Annotated in this window: 14 protein-coding genes; 9 read left to right on the forward strand and 5 right to left on the reverse strand. The window is 44.8% G+C overall.

The features are described 5' to 3' along the window. Positions 1–177: 177 nt before the first annotated feature. Entirely contained in the window at positions 178–687 is a 510-nt protein-coding gene (locus tag B5Z18_RS22270) for a hypothetical protein (RefSeq protein ID WP_079471692.1), read from the reverse strand. A gap of 449 nt (positions 688–1136) precedes the next feature. Here B5Z18_RS22270 and B5Z18_RS22275 point away from each other — a divergent pair, with 449 nt between their 5' ends. Beyond that, positions 1137–2552, forward strand: a complete 1416-nt coding sequence (locus B5Z18_RS22275; protein WP_079471693.1) for an MATE family efflux transporter — start codon at positions 1137–1139, stop codon at positions 2550–2552. A gap of 78 nt (positions 2553–2630) precedes the next feature. Then, positions 2631–3554 carry a PfkB family carbohydrate kinase gene (locus tag B5Z18_RS22280; protein WP_079471694.1) on the forward strand — a complete coding sequence of 308 codons (924 nt, stop codon included), beginning with the start codon at positions 2631–2633 and terminating at the stop codon, positions 3552–3554. Between the two features lie 120 nt (positions 3555–3674). Here the strand turns inward: B5Z18_RS22280 and B5Z18_RS22285 are convergent, their stop codons facing one another. Then, positions 3675–4466, reverse strand: a complete 792-nt coding sequence (locus tag B5Z18_RS22285; protein WP_079471695.1) for a S1/P1 nuclease — start codon at positions 4464–4466, stop codon at positions 3675–3677. A gap of 105 nt (positions 4467–4571) precedes the next feature. Between B5Z18_RS22285 and uvrB the strand changes: the two genes are divergently transcribed. The 4 genes from uvrB to B5Z18_RS22305 all read left to right on the forward strand — a co-directional run bounded on the left by uvrB (position 4572) and on the right by B5Z18_RS22305 (position 10613). Further along, a complete protein-coding gene (gene uvrB, locus B5Z18_RS22290; protein ID WP_079471696.1) occupies positions 4572–6626 on the forward strand; it encodes an excinuclease ABC subunit UvrB in 2055 nt (684 codons plus the stop codon). Positions 6627–7035: 409 nt separating this feature from the next. After that, entirely contained in the window at positions 7036–8427 is a 1392-nt protein-coding gene (locus tag B5Z18_RS22295; RefSeq protein WP_079471697.1) for an ammonium transporter, read from the forward strand. A 286-nt stretch (positions 8428–8713) separates the two neighbouring features. Next, positions 8714–9799 carry a porin gene (locus B5Z18_RS22300; RefSeq protein WP_079471698.1) on the forward strand — a complete coding sequence of 362 codons (1086 nt, stop codon included), beginning with the start codon at positions 8714–8716 and terminating at the stop codon, positions 9797–9799. Between the two features lie 154 nt (positions 9800–9953). Beyond that, positions 9954–10613, forward strand: coding sequence for a DUF2461 domain-containing protein (locus tag B5Z18_RS22305; RefSeq protein ID WP_079471699.1), 660 nt, complete (start codon positions 9954–9956; stop codon positions 10611–10613). A gap of 85 nt (positions 10614–10698) precedes the next feature. Here B5Z18_RS22305 and B5Z18_RS22310 read toward each other — a convergent pair whose 3' ends face one another. Next, positions 10699–10950 carry a hypothetical protein gene (locus tag B5Z18_RS22310; protein ID WP_079471700.1) on the reverse strand — a complete coding sequence of 84 codons (252 nt, stop codon included), beginning with the start codon at positions 10948–10950 and terminating at the stop codon, positions 10699–10701. 315 nt (positions 10951–11265) lie between these two features. Then, the gene (locus B5Z18_RS22315; RefSeq protein ID WP_079471701.1) at positions 11266–12255 is read right to left on the reverse strand and encodes an aspartate-semialdehyde dehydrogenase; all 990 of its coding nucleotides are present in this window, start codon (positions 12253–12255) and stop codon (positions 11266–11268) included. A 148-nt stretch (positions 12256–12403) separates the two neighbouring features. On the opposite strand from B5Z18_RS22315, the gene B5Z18_RS22320 reads away from it, so the two are divergent. The 3 genes from B5Z18_RS22320 to B5Z18_RS22330 all read left to right on the forward strand — a co-directional run bounded on the left by B5Z18_RS22320 (position 12404) and on the right by B5Z18_RS22330 (position 16810). Continuing rightward, positions 12404–14113: a lamin tail domain-containing protein gene (locus B5Z18_RS22320; RefSeq protein WP_079471702.1), complete on the forward strand. Its 1710-nt coding sequence runs from the start codon at positions 12404–12406 to the stop codon at positions 14111–14113. Between the two features lie 93 nt (positions 14114–14206). Further along, positions 14207–14881, forward strand: coding sequence for a DUF5606 family protein (locus B5Z18_RS22325; protein ID WP_079471703.1), 675 nt, complete (start codon positions 14207–14209; stop codon positions 14879–14881). A gap of 207 nt (positions 14882–15088) precedes the next feature. Next, positions 15089–16810: a M3 family oligoendopeptidase gene (locus B5Z18_RS22330; protein WP_079471704.1), complete on the forward strand. Its 1722-nt coding sequence runs from the start codon at positions 15089–15091 to the stop codon at positions 16808–16810. 52 nt (positions 16811–16862) lie between these two features. Here the strand turns inward: B5Z18_RS22330 and B5Z18_RS22335 are convergent, their stop codons facing one another. Next, entirely contained in the window at positions 16863–17297 is a 435-nt protein-coding gene (locus B5Z18_RS22335) for a Fur family transcriptional regulator (RefSeq protein WP_079471705.1), read from the reverse strand. Positions 17298–17299: the final 2 nt, after the last annotated feature.

A 17299-nucleotide genomic window follows, 5' to 3' on the forward strand; every position in this document is an offset into this window, starting at 1 on the left:
CCTGTAATAACCATTTAGAAAGCCGGCCTCCTGGTCGGCTTTTTTATTTAATGATTTTCGATATCTGAAAGAATTTATTTAATTAGGAATCCTTCTTAAATAAAATACAGGAGAAAGCATGTTCATTACTATGAACATGCTTTCAATAGTTCTAATGTAAATTTTCAGACTTTAGAATTAGTTGCTTTTACCAAAGAGGCCAATAGCAATGGTATCAGCGGCTTTCATTACTTTCAGATGGGAACTGAGTTCTATCGCATTGTTATACTTGAATGCAGTATCTTTCTGAATACCGCCTGGTTTTGAAACCTTGATAGATTTTACTTTCGTTAAGAGATCTATCTTCAGTGCAGCACCGGTTCCTTTAAACGTTCCTTTAAGCAGGGTATCTGTTTTGGGAGCCGCAGCAGTGCCAGCAATCAGGTAAACGCCATGATCCGCGTCTTTAATGTTTTTAGTAAGATTCAATACAACGTTCACACTACTATCAGTGTTCTCGGTGATGGTAATATCACCTACCTTTTTATCTTTATCAGCACCGGATCCTTTCAGTTCAAACGACTTGGAACGTGGTGTTGGAGGAGGTGGTGTTGGATTATCATCATCTTTGCAGGAGCTTACAGTAATACCCAATACAGTAGCGATCACTACTCCCGTCAGGAGTGTGTTTTTGTTGAACATAAGCATGATTTCAGTTTTTATAAAGGTTTTACAATTGTAATTTTGTAATTGTAATGTTTGTGATTGTGATGTTGTTTTAATATAGGTTTTCAGCGCTTACTTGGAATGTTAAACGGAAGTGAAAATGAAAAGTTACAGCTATAGGTAAAGTATTTTTTAAATATTTTTTTTCACCTGCCTGTAACCTTTACGTATCATGGATCGTAGCGATCGTATTTTCTTTTCATGAAGAAATATCTGTTATAACTGATGTTAACCTGCGCATTTTTAAAGATGGTTTTTGATGATTGAAAAATTAAATTACATTTGCGGAGCATCATGAGATGCCAGAACTGACAGCATATGAAAATTTATTAAGACCACGGTAGTTCCGCTTGTCGCCCTTCCACTTTTCCTGTTTTAGTTTGCAGTGCGGATAATGCACTGTTCCTCGTTATTATTTTCAAAAGTAAATTATGCCTCTTTTAACGAACGCGCCACAGCGTACACGTCGTTTTTTTCAATTATTTAAGATAGCCGTTACCGGTAGTGAAAAAGAGTTTACAACAGGAAGTATCGACCGGGCTATATTCCTGCTTTCCATTCCCATGATCCTTGAAATGGCGATGGAGTCACTGTTTGCGGTAGTCGATATTTATTTTGTGAGTCATTTGGGTGTAAACGCCATCACTGCAGTAGGGCTTACAGAATCCGTGCTCACGCTGGTATATACCGGCGCTATGGGGTTAAGCATGGCGGCCACCGCTATGATTGCCCGCAGAACCGGCGAAAAGGATCCTGATGCCGCAGCGCATGCAGCCATGCAATCCTTATACCCGGGATTGGTTATTTCTGTGCTGATAAGTTTGGCGGGAATATTTTTTGCGAAAGATATCTTACTGGTAATGGGCGCCGCCAAAGAAGTAGCCGACTACGGTTACGTATATACGCAGATAATACTTGGCGGCAACATCGTGATCATTTTATTATTCCTGATCAACGGCATCTTCCGCGGGGCTGGCGATGCGGCCCTGGCCATGCGGTCGTTATGGATTGCGAACGGACTGAATATTATATTGTGCCCGCTGTTAATTTCGGGATGGGGACCAATTCCTGCCTTAGGTCTGAAAGGCGCTGCTATTGCCACTTTTATCGGAAGAGGCACGGGCGTGATATACCAGTTGTATCACCTGGTAAAAGGAAAGGACCTGATCCGCATTACGAAAAAGCATCTGGCTCCGGCGTTTCCATTGATTGGCGCCATTCTTAAAATTGCAGCCGGCGCTACTGCGCAAATGCTGATAGCTTCTGCCAGTTGGATTTTCCTGGTGCGCATTATTTCTCATTTTGGAAAAGATGCCGTAGCAGGATATACCATTGCCATCAGGGTGGTGATCTTTACTATATTACCCGCCTGGGGAATGGCTAATGCAGCAGCAGCACTGGTAGGGCAAAACCTTGGTGCGCAACAACCCGGGCGGGCCGAAAAATCGGCCTGGAGGGCGGCCTTCTTTAATATGATCTTCCTGGGTGTGGTAGCGGTTGTATTTATGGTGTGGGCGCCCGCCATTATTGGCTTCTTTACAACCGATCCGGTTGTAATCACCTATGGCGTGCAATGTATCCGGTTAATGAGCGCTGGTTACGTGTTTTTTGCCTATGGCATGGTACTTACCCAATCTTTCAATGGCGCCGGCGATACGCGTACGCCTATGTTGATCAACATGTTTATTATGTGGCTATTCCAGATGCCGTTGGCCTATACGCTGGCTATCCTGCTAAAAATGGGACCGGTAGGGGTTTTCTGGGCGATGGCTATATCTGAGTCTACCTCCGCTTTGGTGGCTATATGGCTGTTTCGCCGGGGTACCTGGAAGCAGGTGAAGATTTAGCTTCCTGCTTTCTGTATAAGTAGTTACCTTTGCGAGGTTTGCATTAAATTTTAACATAATAAAAATAACTCAATAAGCATGTCACTCACAGTCGTAGGTACTATGGCGTTCGATGAAATCGAAACCCCCTTTGGAAAGTCAGGTAAAATCATTGGTGGTTCCGCCACCTACATCGCATGGGCAGCGTCTAACTTTGTTCAGCCTATTAACCAGGTGTCTGTAATAGGTGAGGACTTCCCGGCTTCAGAACTGGATGCGTTGACTGCTAAAGGAGTGGTATTGGATGGTGTGCAGGTGAAGAAAGGTGAAAAATCGTTCTACTGGTCAGGCAAGTATCACATGGATATGAATACCCGTGATTCACTGGCAACAGAACTGAATGTACTGGCCGATTTCCAGCCTGTTATCCCGGAAAGCTACCAGGGAAGTGAGTTCCTCATTCTCGGTAACCTTACCCCACAGGTGCAGATGAGTGTACTGGATCAGTTGAAAGAACGCCCTAAGCTGATAGTGATGGATACCATGAACTTCTGGATGGAAGTAGCACTGGACGATTTGCTGAAGGTATTAAAAAGAGTGGATGTGCTGATGGTAAACGATGGAGAAGCCCGTCAGCTGAGCGGTGAATACTCTTTGGTGAAAGCTGCCCGTAAAATTATGTCTATGGGTCCCCGTTACCTGATCATCAAGAAGGGAGAACATGGCGCATTATTATTCTCCGGAAATCATGTATTCTTCGCTCCTGCTATGCCACTGGATGATGTATATGATCCAACCGGCGCTGGCGATACTTTTGCAGGAGGTTTCATAGGCCACCTGGCTAAAACAAAGGATATTTCCTTTGAAAACATGAAAACCGCTATCATCGTAGGTTCTGCTATGGCTTCTTTCTGTGTGGAAAAGTTTGGAACTGAACGCATCCGCGAAATTACGCACGAAGATATTGCGGCCCGCCTGGAGCAGTTTGTTCAGCTGGTGAATTTTGATATTGACCTGGTATAGTGAATGTATCGCCTCCGGCGACTGATTATATTGATTTTTATAAAAGATTAAGGGAGATATAAGCGAAGCCCGCATATATCTCCCTTAATCTTTTATAAGAATCCCAAAGGGATCCCCTGCTTATTTATAAATATTATTGAGGATAGCTGCCAAACGCAACCCACCTTTCAGCAACTGCTGATTCAGGTCCTTCACAAAAACATAATTATACCGGTAGCTGAGCTTGGCATCGGGCTGCGTATAGGCATATACCTTGTCGGAGAGCTGGTGCGAGTCAAACATCCAATCGGCGATGGAGCCCTGCTGTATGGTCTTAATTTCCGCTGCAGATGCGATGTCCAGCGCTTTGGTGTATTCTGTATAACTCAACTGCTGGAAATCGATCAGTTGTTCATCCCATACCTTATGCAGATTGGAAGGTTTATCGAACCACATTACTGCAATTTTGTTGCCGCCCATGTCTTCGTCACGGCCTACGTGCAGGGGCTGATGCATATCCCCCATCATATGAACCAGGAAAGTGAGTGCAAACCGTTGTTTGTCTTTCGGCAGGTTACGGTTTTTCAGCTCCTTTATCATGGCCTGTGTTTGCGTGTACAGGTTTTCATCGTTAGCTGCATTCAGCAGCTCATCAAACTTTGCCCGGTCGATATTGCCGGGAAAATCGAGGTAGTGCCATTTACTGGTGTGATCGTACTGGTGGGTGGTGTCTGATTTGATGAAATCGGGCCAGTTGGCGATCATGGCCAGGCTTTCGCGGCCCAGGATGTTGGTAATTGCTTTGCGGGCTTGGGGGGTAAGGTGAAGCCAGGCTATTTCGGCGGTAATACGGTGGCCGTTAGGGCCCCAGGCAAAAGTGGCAAGGGGTAACAGGAAGGCCAGTATCAGCCCCGTTAAAATTTTTTTTCTCATAAGTCCTTTCTTGATTGTGGCAGCAAAATTAAAGCTTCTTTTTTAACACTTTCACTTCCATATTCTTAGTATTTTTACAGATACTTCTCAAACAGAAATTTCAATATGTCTTTTAATATACATGCTCCATACGCTCCAGCTGGTGACCAGCCGGAAGCGATCAAACAATTAACAAAAGGAATAGAGGAAGGCGAACCGTTTCAGACGCTGCTGGGGGTAACCGGCTCCGGTAAAACTTTTACCGTGGCTAATGTTATCCAGCAGGTGCAACGCCCTACCCTGGTGCTGACCCATAACAAAACACTCGTAGCACAGCTTTACGGCGAACTCAGGCAGTTTTTCCCGGACAATGCGGTAGAATATTATGTTTCCTATTATGATTATTACCAGCCGGAAGCTTATATGCCGGTGAGTGATACCTATATAGAAAAGGACCTGGCCATTAACGAGGAGCTGGATAAGCTCAGGCTGAAAGCCACTTCCAACCTGCTTTCCGGCAGAAGGGATATTATAGTGGTAGCCAGTGTTTCCTGTATTTATGGTATCGGTAACCCTACCGACTATGAAAATGGTATCATCCGTATCCAGAAAGGACAAACCGTAAGCCGCAACACCTTGCTGCATAGCCTGGTAAACTCCCTGTACAGCCGTACTACCGGCGATTTTAACCGGGGTAACTTCCGTGTAAAGGGCGATACCCTGGATATTAACCTGCCCTATGTGGATTATGGTTACCGGATTACTTTTTTTGGAGATGAGATAGAAGAGATAGAAACCATTGATGTACAGAACAGTAAGCGGATCACGGTGGTAGACAACGCGGCCATTTTTCCTGCAAACATGTACCTGGCTCCAAAGGACATGATGCAACAGATCATATATGAAATACAGGATGAACTGAAGGCGCAGGTGGAATATTTTAAGGCTAATGGAAAGCTGATAGAGGCACAGCGTTTATCCGACAGGGTAAACTATGATGTGGAAATGATCCGTGAGCTGGGTTATTGCAGTGGTATTGAAAACTATTCCAGGTTCCTGGACCGTCGTAAGCCTGGCGCCCGGCCCTTCTGCCTGTTGGATTATTTCCCGAAAGATTTTCTGCTGGTGGTGGATGAAAGCCATGTGACCATCCCGCAGATTGGCGCCATGTACGGAGGGGACAGGTCCCGTAAACTGAACCTGGTGGAATTTGGCTTCCGTTTGCCTTCTGCGCTGGATAACCGTCCGCTGAATTTTTATGAATTTGAGAATCTGGTGAACCAGGCCATATTTGTGAGTGCCACCCCCGGCGATTATGAGTTGAAGAAAACAGAGGGCGTGGTAGTGGAACAGGTGGTGCGTCCTACAGGCTTGCTGGAGCCGCCTATTGAAGTGAGGCCCAGTGTGAACCAGGTGGATGACCTGCTGGAGGAAATAGACAAGCGGGTGCAGAAGGGCGACCGTGTGCTGGTAACCACGCTGACAAAGCGCATGGCCGAAGAAATGGACAAATATCTAGGACGTATTAATATTAAGTCGCGTTATATCCACTCCGAGGTGGACACCCTGGAACGTATTGAGATATTACGTGACCTGCGGTTAGGTAATATAGATGTATTGGTAGGCGTGAACCTGCTGAGGGAGGGATTGGATTTGCCGGAAGTGTCGCTGGTAGCTATTCTGGACGCGGATAAGGAAGGATTTCTGCGCGATGAGCGCTCTCTCACGCAAACGGCAGGTCGTGCGGCGCGTAATGTGGACGGGCTGGTGATCTTTTATGCTGATAAGATAACGGAGAGCATGCAGCGTACTATTGATGAAACGGATCGCCGCCGCGAGAAGCAGGTAGCATTTAATATAGAGCATAATATTACTCCCCGCACCGTCCGTAAAAGCAAGGAGCAGATCATGGGGCAAACTTCTGTACTGGAAATCAAGCACTTCGATGAAAATTCGCCAATGGCTATCCATGATGAGGTGCAGTTGGTGGCAGAAGATGCGATGGCGTATGCGAAATCCTCTGCGGCCAGTGTAAAAACTATCCCGCAGATGGAGAAATCCATTGCCAAAGTGAAGAGGGATATGGAGAAGGCAGCCCGCGATCTTGATTTTATGGAAGCCGCCCGTTTGAGGGATCAGATGTTTGCAATGGAGCGCGAATTACTTGAAATGAAACAATAATCGGCTTTGCAAATTCAGAACATCACATGTAATTATTTATAATATAAATTAGTTGTTCCAGCAATTAAAGTAATAAATTAATAATTTGTATATATTTATTTATCAGGTGATTACGTAGCTTCCTCCCTTATTACAGTAGCGCGTGCACCTGGTAATTTTGAAAATTGTTAACCTTTCCTTAATATTCTTCTAATGATATTGATATTCAACTATTTACGTTAGTATTTCAGCTCTATAAAAACCCAGATATCTTAAAAAATAATAATTAATATTATTATAAATTATAATATCATTGATTTAATCCTAATTATCGCACCTCTTATTCAAATATTTCTATTTTTAGACCCTTCTATTTGATGTTTTAAATTTCGGACCTACTTTTATTTAAGAAATTTAAAAATCAAACGCTATGAAGAAAATATCTTTTCAGGACTATCTCCCCTTCATTTTCCTTGCGCTTATCGCAATAGTTGGAATTTTTATGCCTGCCCTCCCGAATTTTGCTGATGCCAGCAAATATAATTCCGCTGATATCGCCTGGATTCTTGTAGCATCGTCCCTGGTATTTTTGATGACTCCCGGTTTATCCTTCTTTTATGGAGGCATGGTAAATAAGAAGAACGTGATTTCTACCATGATGCAAAGTTTCATTGCTACCGGTTTAATCAGTATCGTTTGGTTAGTAGTTGGATTTAGCCTGGCGTTTGGTAAATCTGTAAATGGTATCATTGGAGATCCCCGCACATTTTTTATGTTTCAAAATGTAGGGTCAGGAGCCCCCTGGAGCCTGGCCCCCACTATTCCGCTGTTACTGTTTGCACTCTTCCAGATGAAGTTTGCAATCATTACTCCTGCGTTGGTGGTAGGAGCAGTAGCGGAAAGGATCCGTTTCACTTCATATGTATTGTTCATGGTATTATTCAGTTTGCTGGTGTACGCACCAATTGCACACTGGACCTGGCATCCTGATGGCATCCTGTTTAAATTAGGTGTACTGGATTTTGCCGGCGGTACTGTAGTACATATTTCTGCAGGTTGCGCTGCCCTGGCAGGTGCCCTGGTACTGAAAAGAAGAAAGGATCATATCGAAAAGAAAGAATTACAACCTGCAAATATTCCCTTTGTATTACTGGGTACCGGTTTACTCTGGTTCGGCTGGTTCGGTTTCAACGCAGGTTCTGCTTTGAGCGCCAACGCCCTCGCTGCTTCAGCTTTCGCTACTACTAACACAGCTACTGCTGCTGCCGGTTTATCATGGGTATTTTTTGATGTAATCCGCGGACGGAAACCATCTGCACTCGGCTTCTGCATCGGTGCGGTAGTTGGTCTGGTGGCCATCACTCCTGCTGCTGGTTTTGTTGCTATCCCGCAAAGTATATTCATCGGTTTCATTGCCGCTATCATTTCTAACATCGCAGTACACTGGAAATCTAAAACCAGCATTGATGATACACTCGATGTATTCCCTTGCCACGGTTTAGGTGGTATGGTAGGTATGCTGCTCACCGGTATCTTCGCTACCAAAGCAGTAAACGAAGCTGGTACCAACGGATGGTTCTATGGTAACTTCGAGCTGTTCAAAAACCAGGTACTGGGTCTGTTGCTGGTAGTAGGTTACAGCTTCGCAGTATCTTACGGTATCTTCAAACTCATCAACCTGATTCACCCACTGCGTGTATCTGAAGAAGAAGAAGAACTGGGACTGGATGTTACTCAGCACAACGAAAACTATCACCCTTCTATGATCAGCGTATCCGACAACGGTTCCCTGAAAGAAGAAGATGAACTGATTCACTCCTGAGACAGGACACCTTTCACAGGTATCAGAAAAGAGTTACAGTTCTTTGAGTACGATCTTTATCAACTTTATTAAACGCATATACTTTACGTTGTAAGAACCTGGAATGGATAATTGGTAGTTAAACTTGCTGTAAATAAGTGAAACTCGCACCAATCATTAATTACTGATTATCCATTCCTTCTATTTTCTGAATGTAGCATCAGGAATATTAGCACGCACCCCCCGAAACAATCCGTGAGAAAAGGCCGCATTAGTACTTACCATTTTATCAACCAAATTTATAAGTATGAAAAGAATGTTAACGACCTTGTTTGCCATGGGCAGCACTCTGGTTGCCATGTCACAATCCACGACAGATAGTACATCTGCTCCCGCTTTCAAATTATCAGGATCTGCAGATGTGTATTACAAGTACAATCTCAACGGAAATTACACTGATAATAAAACCAGTTTTACCAATTCCCACAACTCCTTTGAATTGGGAATGGTATCACTAAAAGTAGAACACGGATTCAAAAATGGTAGCATCGTAGCCGACCTCGGCTTCGGTAAAAGAGCCGGTGAGTTTTCCTATAACGATGTACCCGGTTCTTCCAATGGCCTGTCTATGGCTATCAAACAATTGTATGTTTCTTACCAGGTAGCTGAAAAAATAAAACTAAGCCTCGGTAGCTTCGCTACACATATTGGCTACGAACTGGTAGATGCTTACGCCAACAGGAACTATAGCATGAGCTATATGTTTAGCTATGGCCCTTTCTTTAATACAGGTGTGAAGGCAGACATTGCACTCACTTCCTCTTTAAGCGCTATGGTAGGCGTGTTTAACCCTACAGATCTGAAATCAGTTAGCCTTAACAGCCACAAATATATTGGTGCTCAGCTGGGCTTTGCTCCGGCAGAAACACCTGTTAAATTATACCTGAATTACCTGGAAGGAAAAGATACCTTCGGTATTCAGAACCACCAGGTAGACCTGGTAGCCACTTACCAGATCAATACTGTATTCGGTTTGGGTTATAACGCTACCTACAGCACCTATACCGACACACGTGCACCCAAAAGCACCCGCGAAAACGCAAAATGGTGGGGCAATGCACTGTACGTAAACCTTGATTTCACTGAAAAATTTGGTTTAACGGTTCGTGGAGAATATTTCAGTGATAAAGACGGGCTTAAAGTTTTTGGAGCCGTACCGGATGGCGGTAATGTAGTTGCCGGTACACTCACCTTTAATTATAAGGTAGGAAACCTTACTATTATGCCAGAGTTTAGGCTGGATAAGGCTTCTGCAGATATTTTCAGCAAGTCGGACGGTAAACCTGCTGATATAACATCCAATGTTTTATTAGCCGCCACCTATCACTTCTAAAAGTTGCATTCAAACAGATGCAGGAGTTTGCCACGGGAAGAGATCGCCTTCCGGCAAATATCCTGTATCTGTTTTTTTAGAACCCCTCCGGATGGCCCCTCAAAATTCAAAAAACCATAAATGATTTGTATTATCTTGTTGGCAAAAAGAAGTAATGTTGCAGCCGTCCACGTTAAAATTTCTTAAGTCACTCAGGCTGAATAATAATAAAGTCTGGTTCGACGAGCACAAAACCGAATACATGGCCGCCAAGGCCGATTTTGAAAGTATGGTACAGCAGCTGATAGATGGTTTGGCAAGACAGGATGCCACCATGCAGGGCCTCCAGCTGAAAGATTGTGTTTTCCGTATTTATAAAGATGTGAGATTTTCGAAGGATAAAACCCCTTATAAAGTAAATATGGCCGCTTCTTTCCAGGCCGGTGGAAAAAAATCTACCCTTGCGGGGTATTATTTTCACCTGGAACCGGGAGGAAACAGTTTTGCCGGCGGCGGTATCTGGATGCCTGCTGCACCCCAGCTAAAAAAATTACGACAGGAAATCGACTATAACTTCCAGGAATTTGAACAACTGATCTCCAATAAAGAATTCATCAAACATTTCGGGAAAATTGAGGGCGACGCACTGAAAACAGCTCCGCAGGGCTACCAGCCGGACAATCCCGCTATAGCCTATCTGAAACTGAAAAGCGTGATCGTTTCCCATCCCTTTACAGATGAAAGCAGTACACAACCCGCAATAGTAAGAGAAATTCTGAAAACTTTCGCCCTGATGCAACCCCTGCTGCAATTTATCAATCGCGCAATGGACTAAAGCTAAAAAAGTGGTTTATTGGTTTACATAAGGATTTCATACCTCTCTTAAACCAATAAACCACTTCCCCCTGGTTACTCCAGGATTAATTCTTGTGAATCAGGAATTCGAACGGCCGCGCTTTGCGATTCTTTAAAAGATTTTCCTTGTCCGTACGCGCGTGAGCAAAACGTTGATTGTAAACATTGGCCACCTCTATAATAGGTATAATTCCGTCAAGCGTATCCTGCTGATCAACGATGTTCATGATCCTGGATACTTGTGAAGAGAAATTAGTGCTCCACTCTTCGGTGAACTTGTGCATTAACAGAAGCTCTCGATTGGTGTTGGTTTTCATAGGACTTAAGGGTGTTTTCTGATTAGAAAATAACGAAAAATACCGGCATCTCTAAAATTGGACTTCTCTTCTTTTTCAAAGAGTTAAGTTGGCATAGGATTATTACTACCAAAATTGGATTTTATCCTGCACAAATCAATACTACTTCCGTGTAATTTTTAAGTTTTATGTGTTATGCTTTTGTAAAACGCGCAAAAAAGAGCAAGCGGTAAAATGCTTGCTCTTAACGAGTTATAAATATATTTTCGTATAGTCATATACGGGAGGTGCTATTAAGAGTGGTATACCCCTTAATTACATAGCACAACAGTATGATTACAGCCAGTTTTTACTGCTAAGGTATTCTGCTATCTGTACGGCATTGGTAGCTGCTCCCTTGCGAAGGTTGTCTGCTACTATCCACATATTCACTGTTTTAGGCTGTGTTTCATCCCTGCGGATACGGCCTACAAACACTTCATCTTTATCGTGTGCATCCTTTGGCATCGGGTATAAAGCCTTAGACGGATCGTCTACAACTATTACTCCTGGCGTTTTTTCAAGCAATGCTCTCAGTTCTGCCACATCGTATTCATTTTCAAACTCTATGTTCACCGCTTCACTATGACCACCCATCACCGGAATACGTACAGTCGTAGCCGTTACCAGGATGCTGTCATCTCTCATAATCTTCTTGGTTTCATTTACCATCTTCATCTCTTCTTTCGTATAGCCGTTATCGAGAAACACGTCTATCTGCGGAATAACATTCAGATCTATCGGATAAGCATATGCCATTTCACCGGTGATGCCTTGTCTTTCATTCATCAATTGGGTTACTGCCTTTACACCGGTACCGGTTACCGACTGGTAGGTAGATACTACTACCCTTTTGATTTTATATTTTTCGTGCAGGGGTTTCAGCACCAGCACCATCTGGATAGTAGAACAGTTAGGATTGGCAATAATTTTATCTTCCTGCGTAATGGCATCGCCATTTACTTCCGGCACTACCAGTTTCTTGGTAGGGTCCATTCTCCAGGCGCTGGAATTATCAATTACCGTAATACCTGCGGCTGCAAATTTAGGCGCCCACTCCAGGGAGGTACTGCCACCGGCAGAAAAGATAGCCACATTTGGTTGCATGGAAATCGCCGTATCAGCACTTACCACCTTCCAGGTCTTGCCCTTAAATGTTACTTCCTTACCAACGGACTTCTCGGAAGCCACGGGAATCAATTCAGTAACGGGAAAATTTCTTTCCGTTAACACCTGTAACATTTTTGAGCCAACCAGTCCGGTCGCTCCAACTACGGCAACTTTCATTTTGTTTTACATTTTTAATTTTGGAAGCCCAAAATTAACATATAGCCCCCGCTTTTCATAACATTAAGATTTTTTTTTACCATTTACATGGCATTAACACCAGGTGATCAACAGAATGCTAAGTTTGAAAGCTATAAAATAATTGTTCATGCGGTTACCCATTGTTTGTTTCTGCCTGCTGCTGCAGGCCCTCCCCGGTTTCACCCAAACACCGGCCATTTATGACGTGGTTATTCATGAAGTAATGCCGAAACCCTCTCCTGTAGCAGGCTTGCCGCCTTATGAATATATAGAACTGCGGAACATCAGCACCACACCCGTGCAGCTGAGCAACTGGCGCCTCGCGGTAAACAGGCGGGAAGTAGCGCTGCCGGCCTGTTTGCTGCAGCCCGACAGCTTGCTGGTGCTATGCACTCCGGGCGCAGTAAGCAGTTATAACATTCCCAATATCAGGGGAATAGACCGTTTCCCGGCAATAGCAGACGACAGTGCACTGATTGTTTTATATGATGCATTCAGAAGGGTGATACATGCGGTAGATTACCATCAAGGGTGGTATGCAGGTGGAAAGGCCGGCAGGGGCGGCATCAGCCTGGAAATGATCAATACGGCATTTCCGTGCAGCGGAAAAGTAAACTGGACAGCCAGCACCGCTGCTGCTGGCGGCACACCCGGTTTCATTAATGCCGTGGCAGCAAATACCCCCGACGTTTCCAAACCGGACCTGTTATTTGCCGCCATTGCAGACAGCATACATGTATTATTGCACTTCAGTAGAACGCTGGATAGCGCACTGGCAGCCAATCCTGCACATTATGAAATCAGTGGTGGATTGCGTGTAACCTCCTGCCGGGTACTGCCTCCGGTATTCAGCAGCGTAGAACTGCAGCTTGATGCGGCTATCCGGCCACAGGAGGTATACACCATCACCAGCAACGGGGTGGCAGATTGCAACGGCGCTACCAGTAATACCTATAACAGTGTTACGCTGGGCATACCGCAACAACCGGTTGGCAACGATATATTAATCAATGAAGTACTGTTTTATCCGCCTGCCGGCATCCCTGAATTTATTGAACTGTATAACGCCAGCGGGAAGGTGGTGAACTTAAATGAGCTGCGTGCTTGCGCCCGTACCGCCGGTGGCGGGTTAGGCGTTTTTAAAAAGATAACCACCAGCGGCCGTTTGCTGATGCCCGGGCAATTGCTGGCATTGACTACCAACAAAGATTTGCTTTGCAGCTACTACCATTGCCGGTCGCCGGAAAATATCCAGGAAGTAAGCAGCCTGCCGTCTATGCCGTTGGACGGAGGCGATGTGGTGCTGCTGCGGGTTGATAGTACGATTATAGATGAACTACCCTATACCAGCGGACAACACTTTCCGCTGGCGAGTGAATTGCAGGGCATTTCGCTGGAGCGGTTGCAGTACCAGCTTCCGGCTTCTGACGCTGCCAACTGGCATTCTGCTGCTGCCACAGCGGGATATGCCACCCCCGGGTGGCTCAATTCCCAGCGCCGCGGCGATGCAGGCGATTCGCTGAATATTGCATTGTTGCCGGAAGTGTTTTCCCCTGATCACGACGGAACCGCTGATGTAACGCAGCTTTCCTGGCAACTGCCCGCTCCTGGCTTTGTGGGCAATGTTACTGTGTATGACCTGCAGGGTAAACCGGTGCGGTACCTGGCCCGCAATATATTGATGGGAAATACCGGATATTTGCCGTGGGATGGAACTGGAGAAAATGCAGTAGTTTTGCCACCAGGGATTTATATATTTTTTATAGAGATATTTAATCTTCAGGGGTACGTGAAACGCTGTAAACGCACGGTGGTCATGGCACGAAAGTTGAATTGACGCACGACCCCGTTGCCGGCTTTTTCCAAGCCAAAAATAGCCGTGGGCAATCTATTATAATTATTTATATTTGCGCTTCCTAAAAATTTGAACATGCAGTACAGAGAAATTGTTGCAGTAACCGGATTGGGCGGTTTGTTTCAGTTAGTAGCCAGTAAACAAGATGGCGCCATCGTAAGGTCACTGGAAGATAAAAGTACAAGGTTTGTATCTTCCCGCGTGCATAATTTTACTCCACTGGAAAGTATTGAAGTATTCACTACCGGCGAAAATGTAAACCTGGCTGAGGTATTCAAGGCCATGGAGGAAAAAGCAGCGGCACACCCGCCTGTAGCTGGTAAAGCAGACAACAATGCTATCAAAGCTTATTTCAAAAGCGTATTCCCTGAATTCGATGAAGACAGAGTGTATGTGAGTGATATGAAGAAGATGGTAAAATGGTTTGGTATCCTCAAAGCAAACGATCTGTTGAAATTTGATGAGATCCTCGCCGAAGGTGATGGTGAAGCGGAAGAAGTGGCAGTAGAAGAAACCGCTGCTCCGGAGAAAAAGAAGAAAGCAGCTCCTGAAGCTACTGAAGAAGCAGCTACAGAAGAAAAGCCTAAGAAGCCACGCGCTAAAAAGGCCGCTGAAAAAGAAGAAGGCGAAACAGGCGCTGAAGAAAAAGCACCTAAGAAAGCCAAAGCTAAGAAAGATGATGCACCGGCAGCAGAAGGCGAAGAGCCTAAAAAAGTTGCTAAGCCACGCAAGAAGAAAACAGAAGAATAGTAAGGATCCGGGTTGTCTGATGATTGAAGCAAACATCAGCCGGCAAAATATTTCAGGCTTCTATTTACAGAGATCTTTTTCTGTAAATAGAAGCCTGAATCGTTTTAGCATTCCCGATATTTAACGATTCTTTTAGCCGGAAACACCCGGCATTAGCGTAAAATTGCCTAAATTTCTACATCCGAAAATTTAAAAATAACAGATAGCATGGATAAACTAAGTGCAGATATAAAGAAACTACCGCGTACATTTCTCCCGGAAGATTTTAAAGTAACTACCTGGGATACCCTGCAGCCTTACTTTGAAGCGCTGAAGGAAAGAAAGATCAATAGCGTATCAGACCTGGAAAAATGGCTGAAAGATATGAGCGAACTGGAAGCAGTGATCAGTGAAGATGCCTGCTGGCGCCAGATCCGAATGACCTGCGACATCACCGATAAATCACTTGAGGAAGCCTTCGCTTACTTCTGTATGGAAATTCAGCCCAAACTGCAACCCTATGCAGATGCGCTCAATAAAAAATTGCTGGAAAGCCCGTTTGTAAAAGAACTGGATGCCGACCTGTATAAAACGTATCTCCGCAATGTAGAGAAACAGGTGAAACTGTTCCGCGAGGAAAATATTCCTATCCAGGCGGAACTGAGTGTAATGGCACAACAATATGGTGCCATTGCAGGTAAAATGACCATCAAAGTAAAAGACCAGGAATATACCCTGCAACAGGCAGCTAAATTCCTGGAGAACAGCGACCGTTCCCTGCGGGAAGAAGTGTTCACCAAAACCGGCGCCCGTCGCCTGGAAGACAGGAAAGCACTGGATGACCTGTACACGGGGCTGATTTTAAAACGTGACCAGGTAGCAAAAAATGCGGGCTTCGCTAATTACCGCGACTATAAATTTGAAGAACTGGGTCGCTTCGACTATACAAAAGAAGACGCCTTCCAGTTTCATGAAGCCATCAAAGCGCATATTGTTCCCCTGGTACAACAGATCCTGGAAAAGCAGAAAGCCAAACTGCAGCTGGATACCCTGCGTCCCTGGGACACAGAAGCAGAACCAGCGGGTGTGAAGCCACTGGAGCCGTTCCACACAGGTGAAGAGCTGGTGAATAAAGCCATCGCCACCTTTGATGAACTGGGTCCCTTCTTTGGCAATTGCCTCCGGGTGATGAAACAAATGGGCCGCTTCGACCTGGAAAGCCGTAATGGTAAAGCGCCGGGTGGCTATAACTGCCCGCTGGCGGAAACAGGCGTGCCTTTCATTTTTATGAATGCCGCCGGACAAATGAAAGATCTTACCACAATGGTACACGAAGGTGGCCACGCGGTACACTCTTTCCTCAGCCATCACCTGGCACTCAGCGCCTTCAAGGAATACCCGATGGAGATAGCTGAAGTAGCCAGCATGAGCATGGAGTTATTTACTATGGACTACTGGAACATTTTCTTTGATGACGAAACACAGCTGCGCCGCGCACGGTTACAGCAATTGGAAAGGGCCATCACCATTTTCCCGTGGATTGCCACCATCGATAAATTCCAGCACTGGATCTATGAACATCCGCAGCACACCATAGAAGAACGTACCGCCAAATGGCTGGAAATACTGAATGAATTTTCCCCTGCAGTGGTTGACTGGAGCGGCCACGAAGATTACCGTGCTATCACCTGGCAAAAGCAACTGCACCTGTTTGAAGTGCCTTTCTATTACATAGAATACGGTATTGCGCAACTGGGAGCTATTGCCATGTGGAAGCAATTCAAGGAAAACAAAACACAGGCTTTGGATAACTACGTACAGGCGTTAAGTTTAGGTAATACCAAAACGTTGCCTGAGTTGTATAAAGCGGCAGGAATTAAATTTGATTTTTCTCCGGCTTATGTGAAGGAACTGGCCGATTTCGTGAAAGCGGAAATAGAAAAGATATAGTAAGGATGCCTTTGTTAATGTTCCGCATGGCGGCATTAACAAAGGCATTTTTTTATTTACAGGATTTACAAACCCCACTCACCACTACTTCCACATTATGTGCTGCATAACCTTTGGGAAGCTGTATTTGCGGAACATCTGTTTCATCTAAACAAATGGTATTACCACATTCTTCACACTTGAAATGAATATGATGATCGTGGTGGTGATGCTCCGAACACTCCGACTTACATAAAGCGTAGCGTACAGAGGTATCTGTAGTAGGTATTTTATGAATGATTCCTTTGTCGAGGAATGTTTGTAAGGTACGGTATACGGTTACACGGTCGAACGACTGACCAGCCAGCTTTTCAAAATCGCTATGTTCCAGCGCACCGTTGCTTTTCATGAACAGTTCCAGGATCCTTGTCCGGGTTTCTGTTACACTCAGCTTGCTTTCGCGTAGTATACTGCCAATTCGTTCTGTTATTTGTTGTTTGGTGCCCATGA

Origin of the sequence: Chitinophaga ginsengisegetis, assembly GCF_900168065.1 — a bacterium.
In the GTDB taxonomy this organism is placed as follows: domain Bacteria; phylum Bacteroidota; class Bacteroidia; order Chitinophagales; family Chitinophagaceae; genus Chitinophaga; species Chitinophaga ginsengisegetis.

Bases quoted from the DNA above. Each gene is read 5' to 3' on its own strand.
- B5Z18_RS22300 (WP_079471698.1), top strand. From the start codon at position 8,714: ATGAAAAGAATGTTAACGACCTTGTTTGCCATGGGCAGCACTCTGGTT.
- B5Z18_RS22335 (WP_079471705.1), bottom strand. From the start codon at position 17,297: ATGGGCACCAAACAACAAATAACAGAACGAATTGGCAGTATACTACGC.
- uvrB (WP_079471696.1), top strand. From the start codon at position 4,572: ATGTCTTTTAATATACATGCTCCATACGCTCCAGCTGGTGACCAGCCG.
- B5Z18_RS22275 (WP_079471693.1), top strand. From the start codon at position 1,137: ATGCCTCTTTTAACGAACGCGCCACAGCGTACACGTCGTTTTTTTCAA.
- B5Z18_RS22325 (WP_079471703.1), top strand. From the start codon at position 14,207: ATGCAGTACAGAGAAATTGTTGCAGTAACCGGATTGGGCGGTTTGTTT.
- B5Z18_RS22315 (WP_079471701.1), bottom strand. From the start codon at position 12,255: ATGAAAGTTGCCGTAGTTGGAGCGACCGGACTGGTTGGCTCAAAAATG.
- B5Z18_RS22270 (WP_079471692.1), bottom strand. From the start codon at position 687: ATGCTTATGTTCAACAAAAACACACTCCTGACGGGAGTAGTGATCGCT.
- B5Z18_RS22295 (WP_079471697.1), top strand. From the start codon at position 7,036: ATGAAGAAAATATCTTTTCAGGACTATCTCCCCTTCATTTTCCTTGCG.
- B5Z18_RS22330 (WP_079471704.1), top strand. From the start codon at position 15,089: ATGGATAAACTAAGTGCAGATATAAAGAAACTACCGCGTACATTTCTC.
- B5Z18_RS22310 (WP_079471700.1), bottom strand. From the start codon at position 10,950: ATGAAAACCAACACCAATCGAGAGCTTCTGTTAATGCACAAGTTCACC.
- B5Z18_RS22280 (WP_079471694.1), top strand. From the start codon at position 2,631: ATGTCACTCACAGTCGTAGGTACTATGGCGTTCGATGAAATCGAAACC.
- B5Z18_RS22285 (WP_079471695.1), bottom strand. From the start codon at position 4,466: ATGAGAAAAAAAATTTTAACGGGGCTGATACTGGCCTTCCTGTTACCC.
- B5Z18_RS22320 (WP_079471702.1), top strand. From the start codon at position 12,404: ATGCGGTTACCCATTGTTTGTTTCTGCCTGCTGCTGCAGGCCCTCCCC.
- B5Z18_RS22305 (WP_079471699.1), top strand. From the start codon at position 9,954: ATGTTGCAGCCGTCCACGTTAAAATTTCTTAAGTCACTCAGGCTGAAT.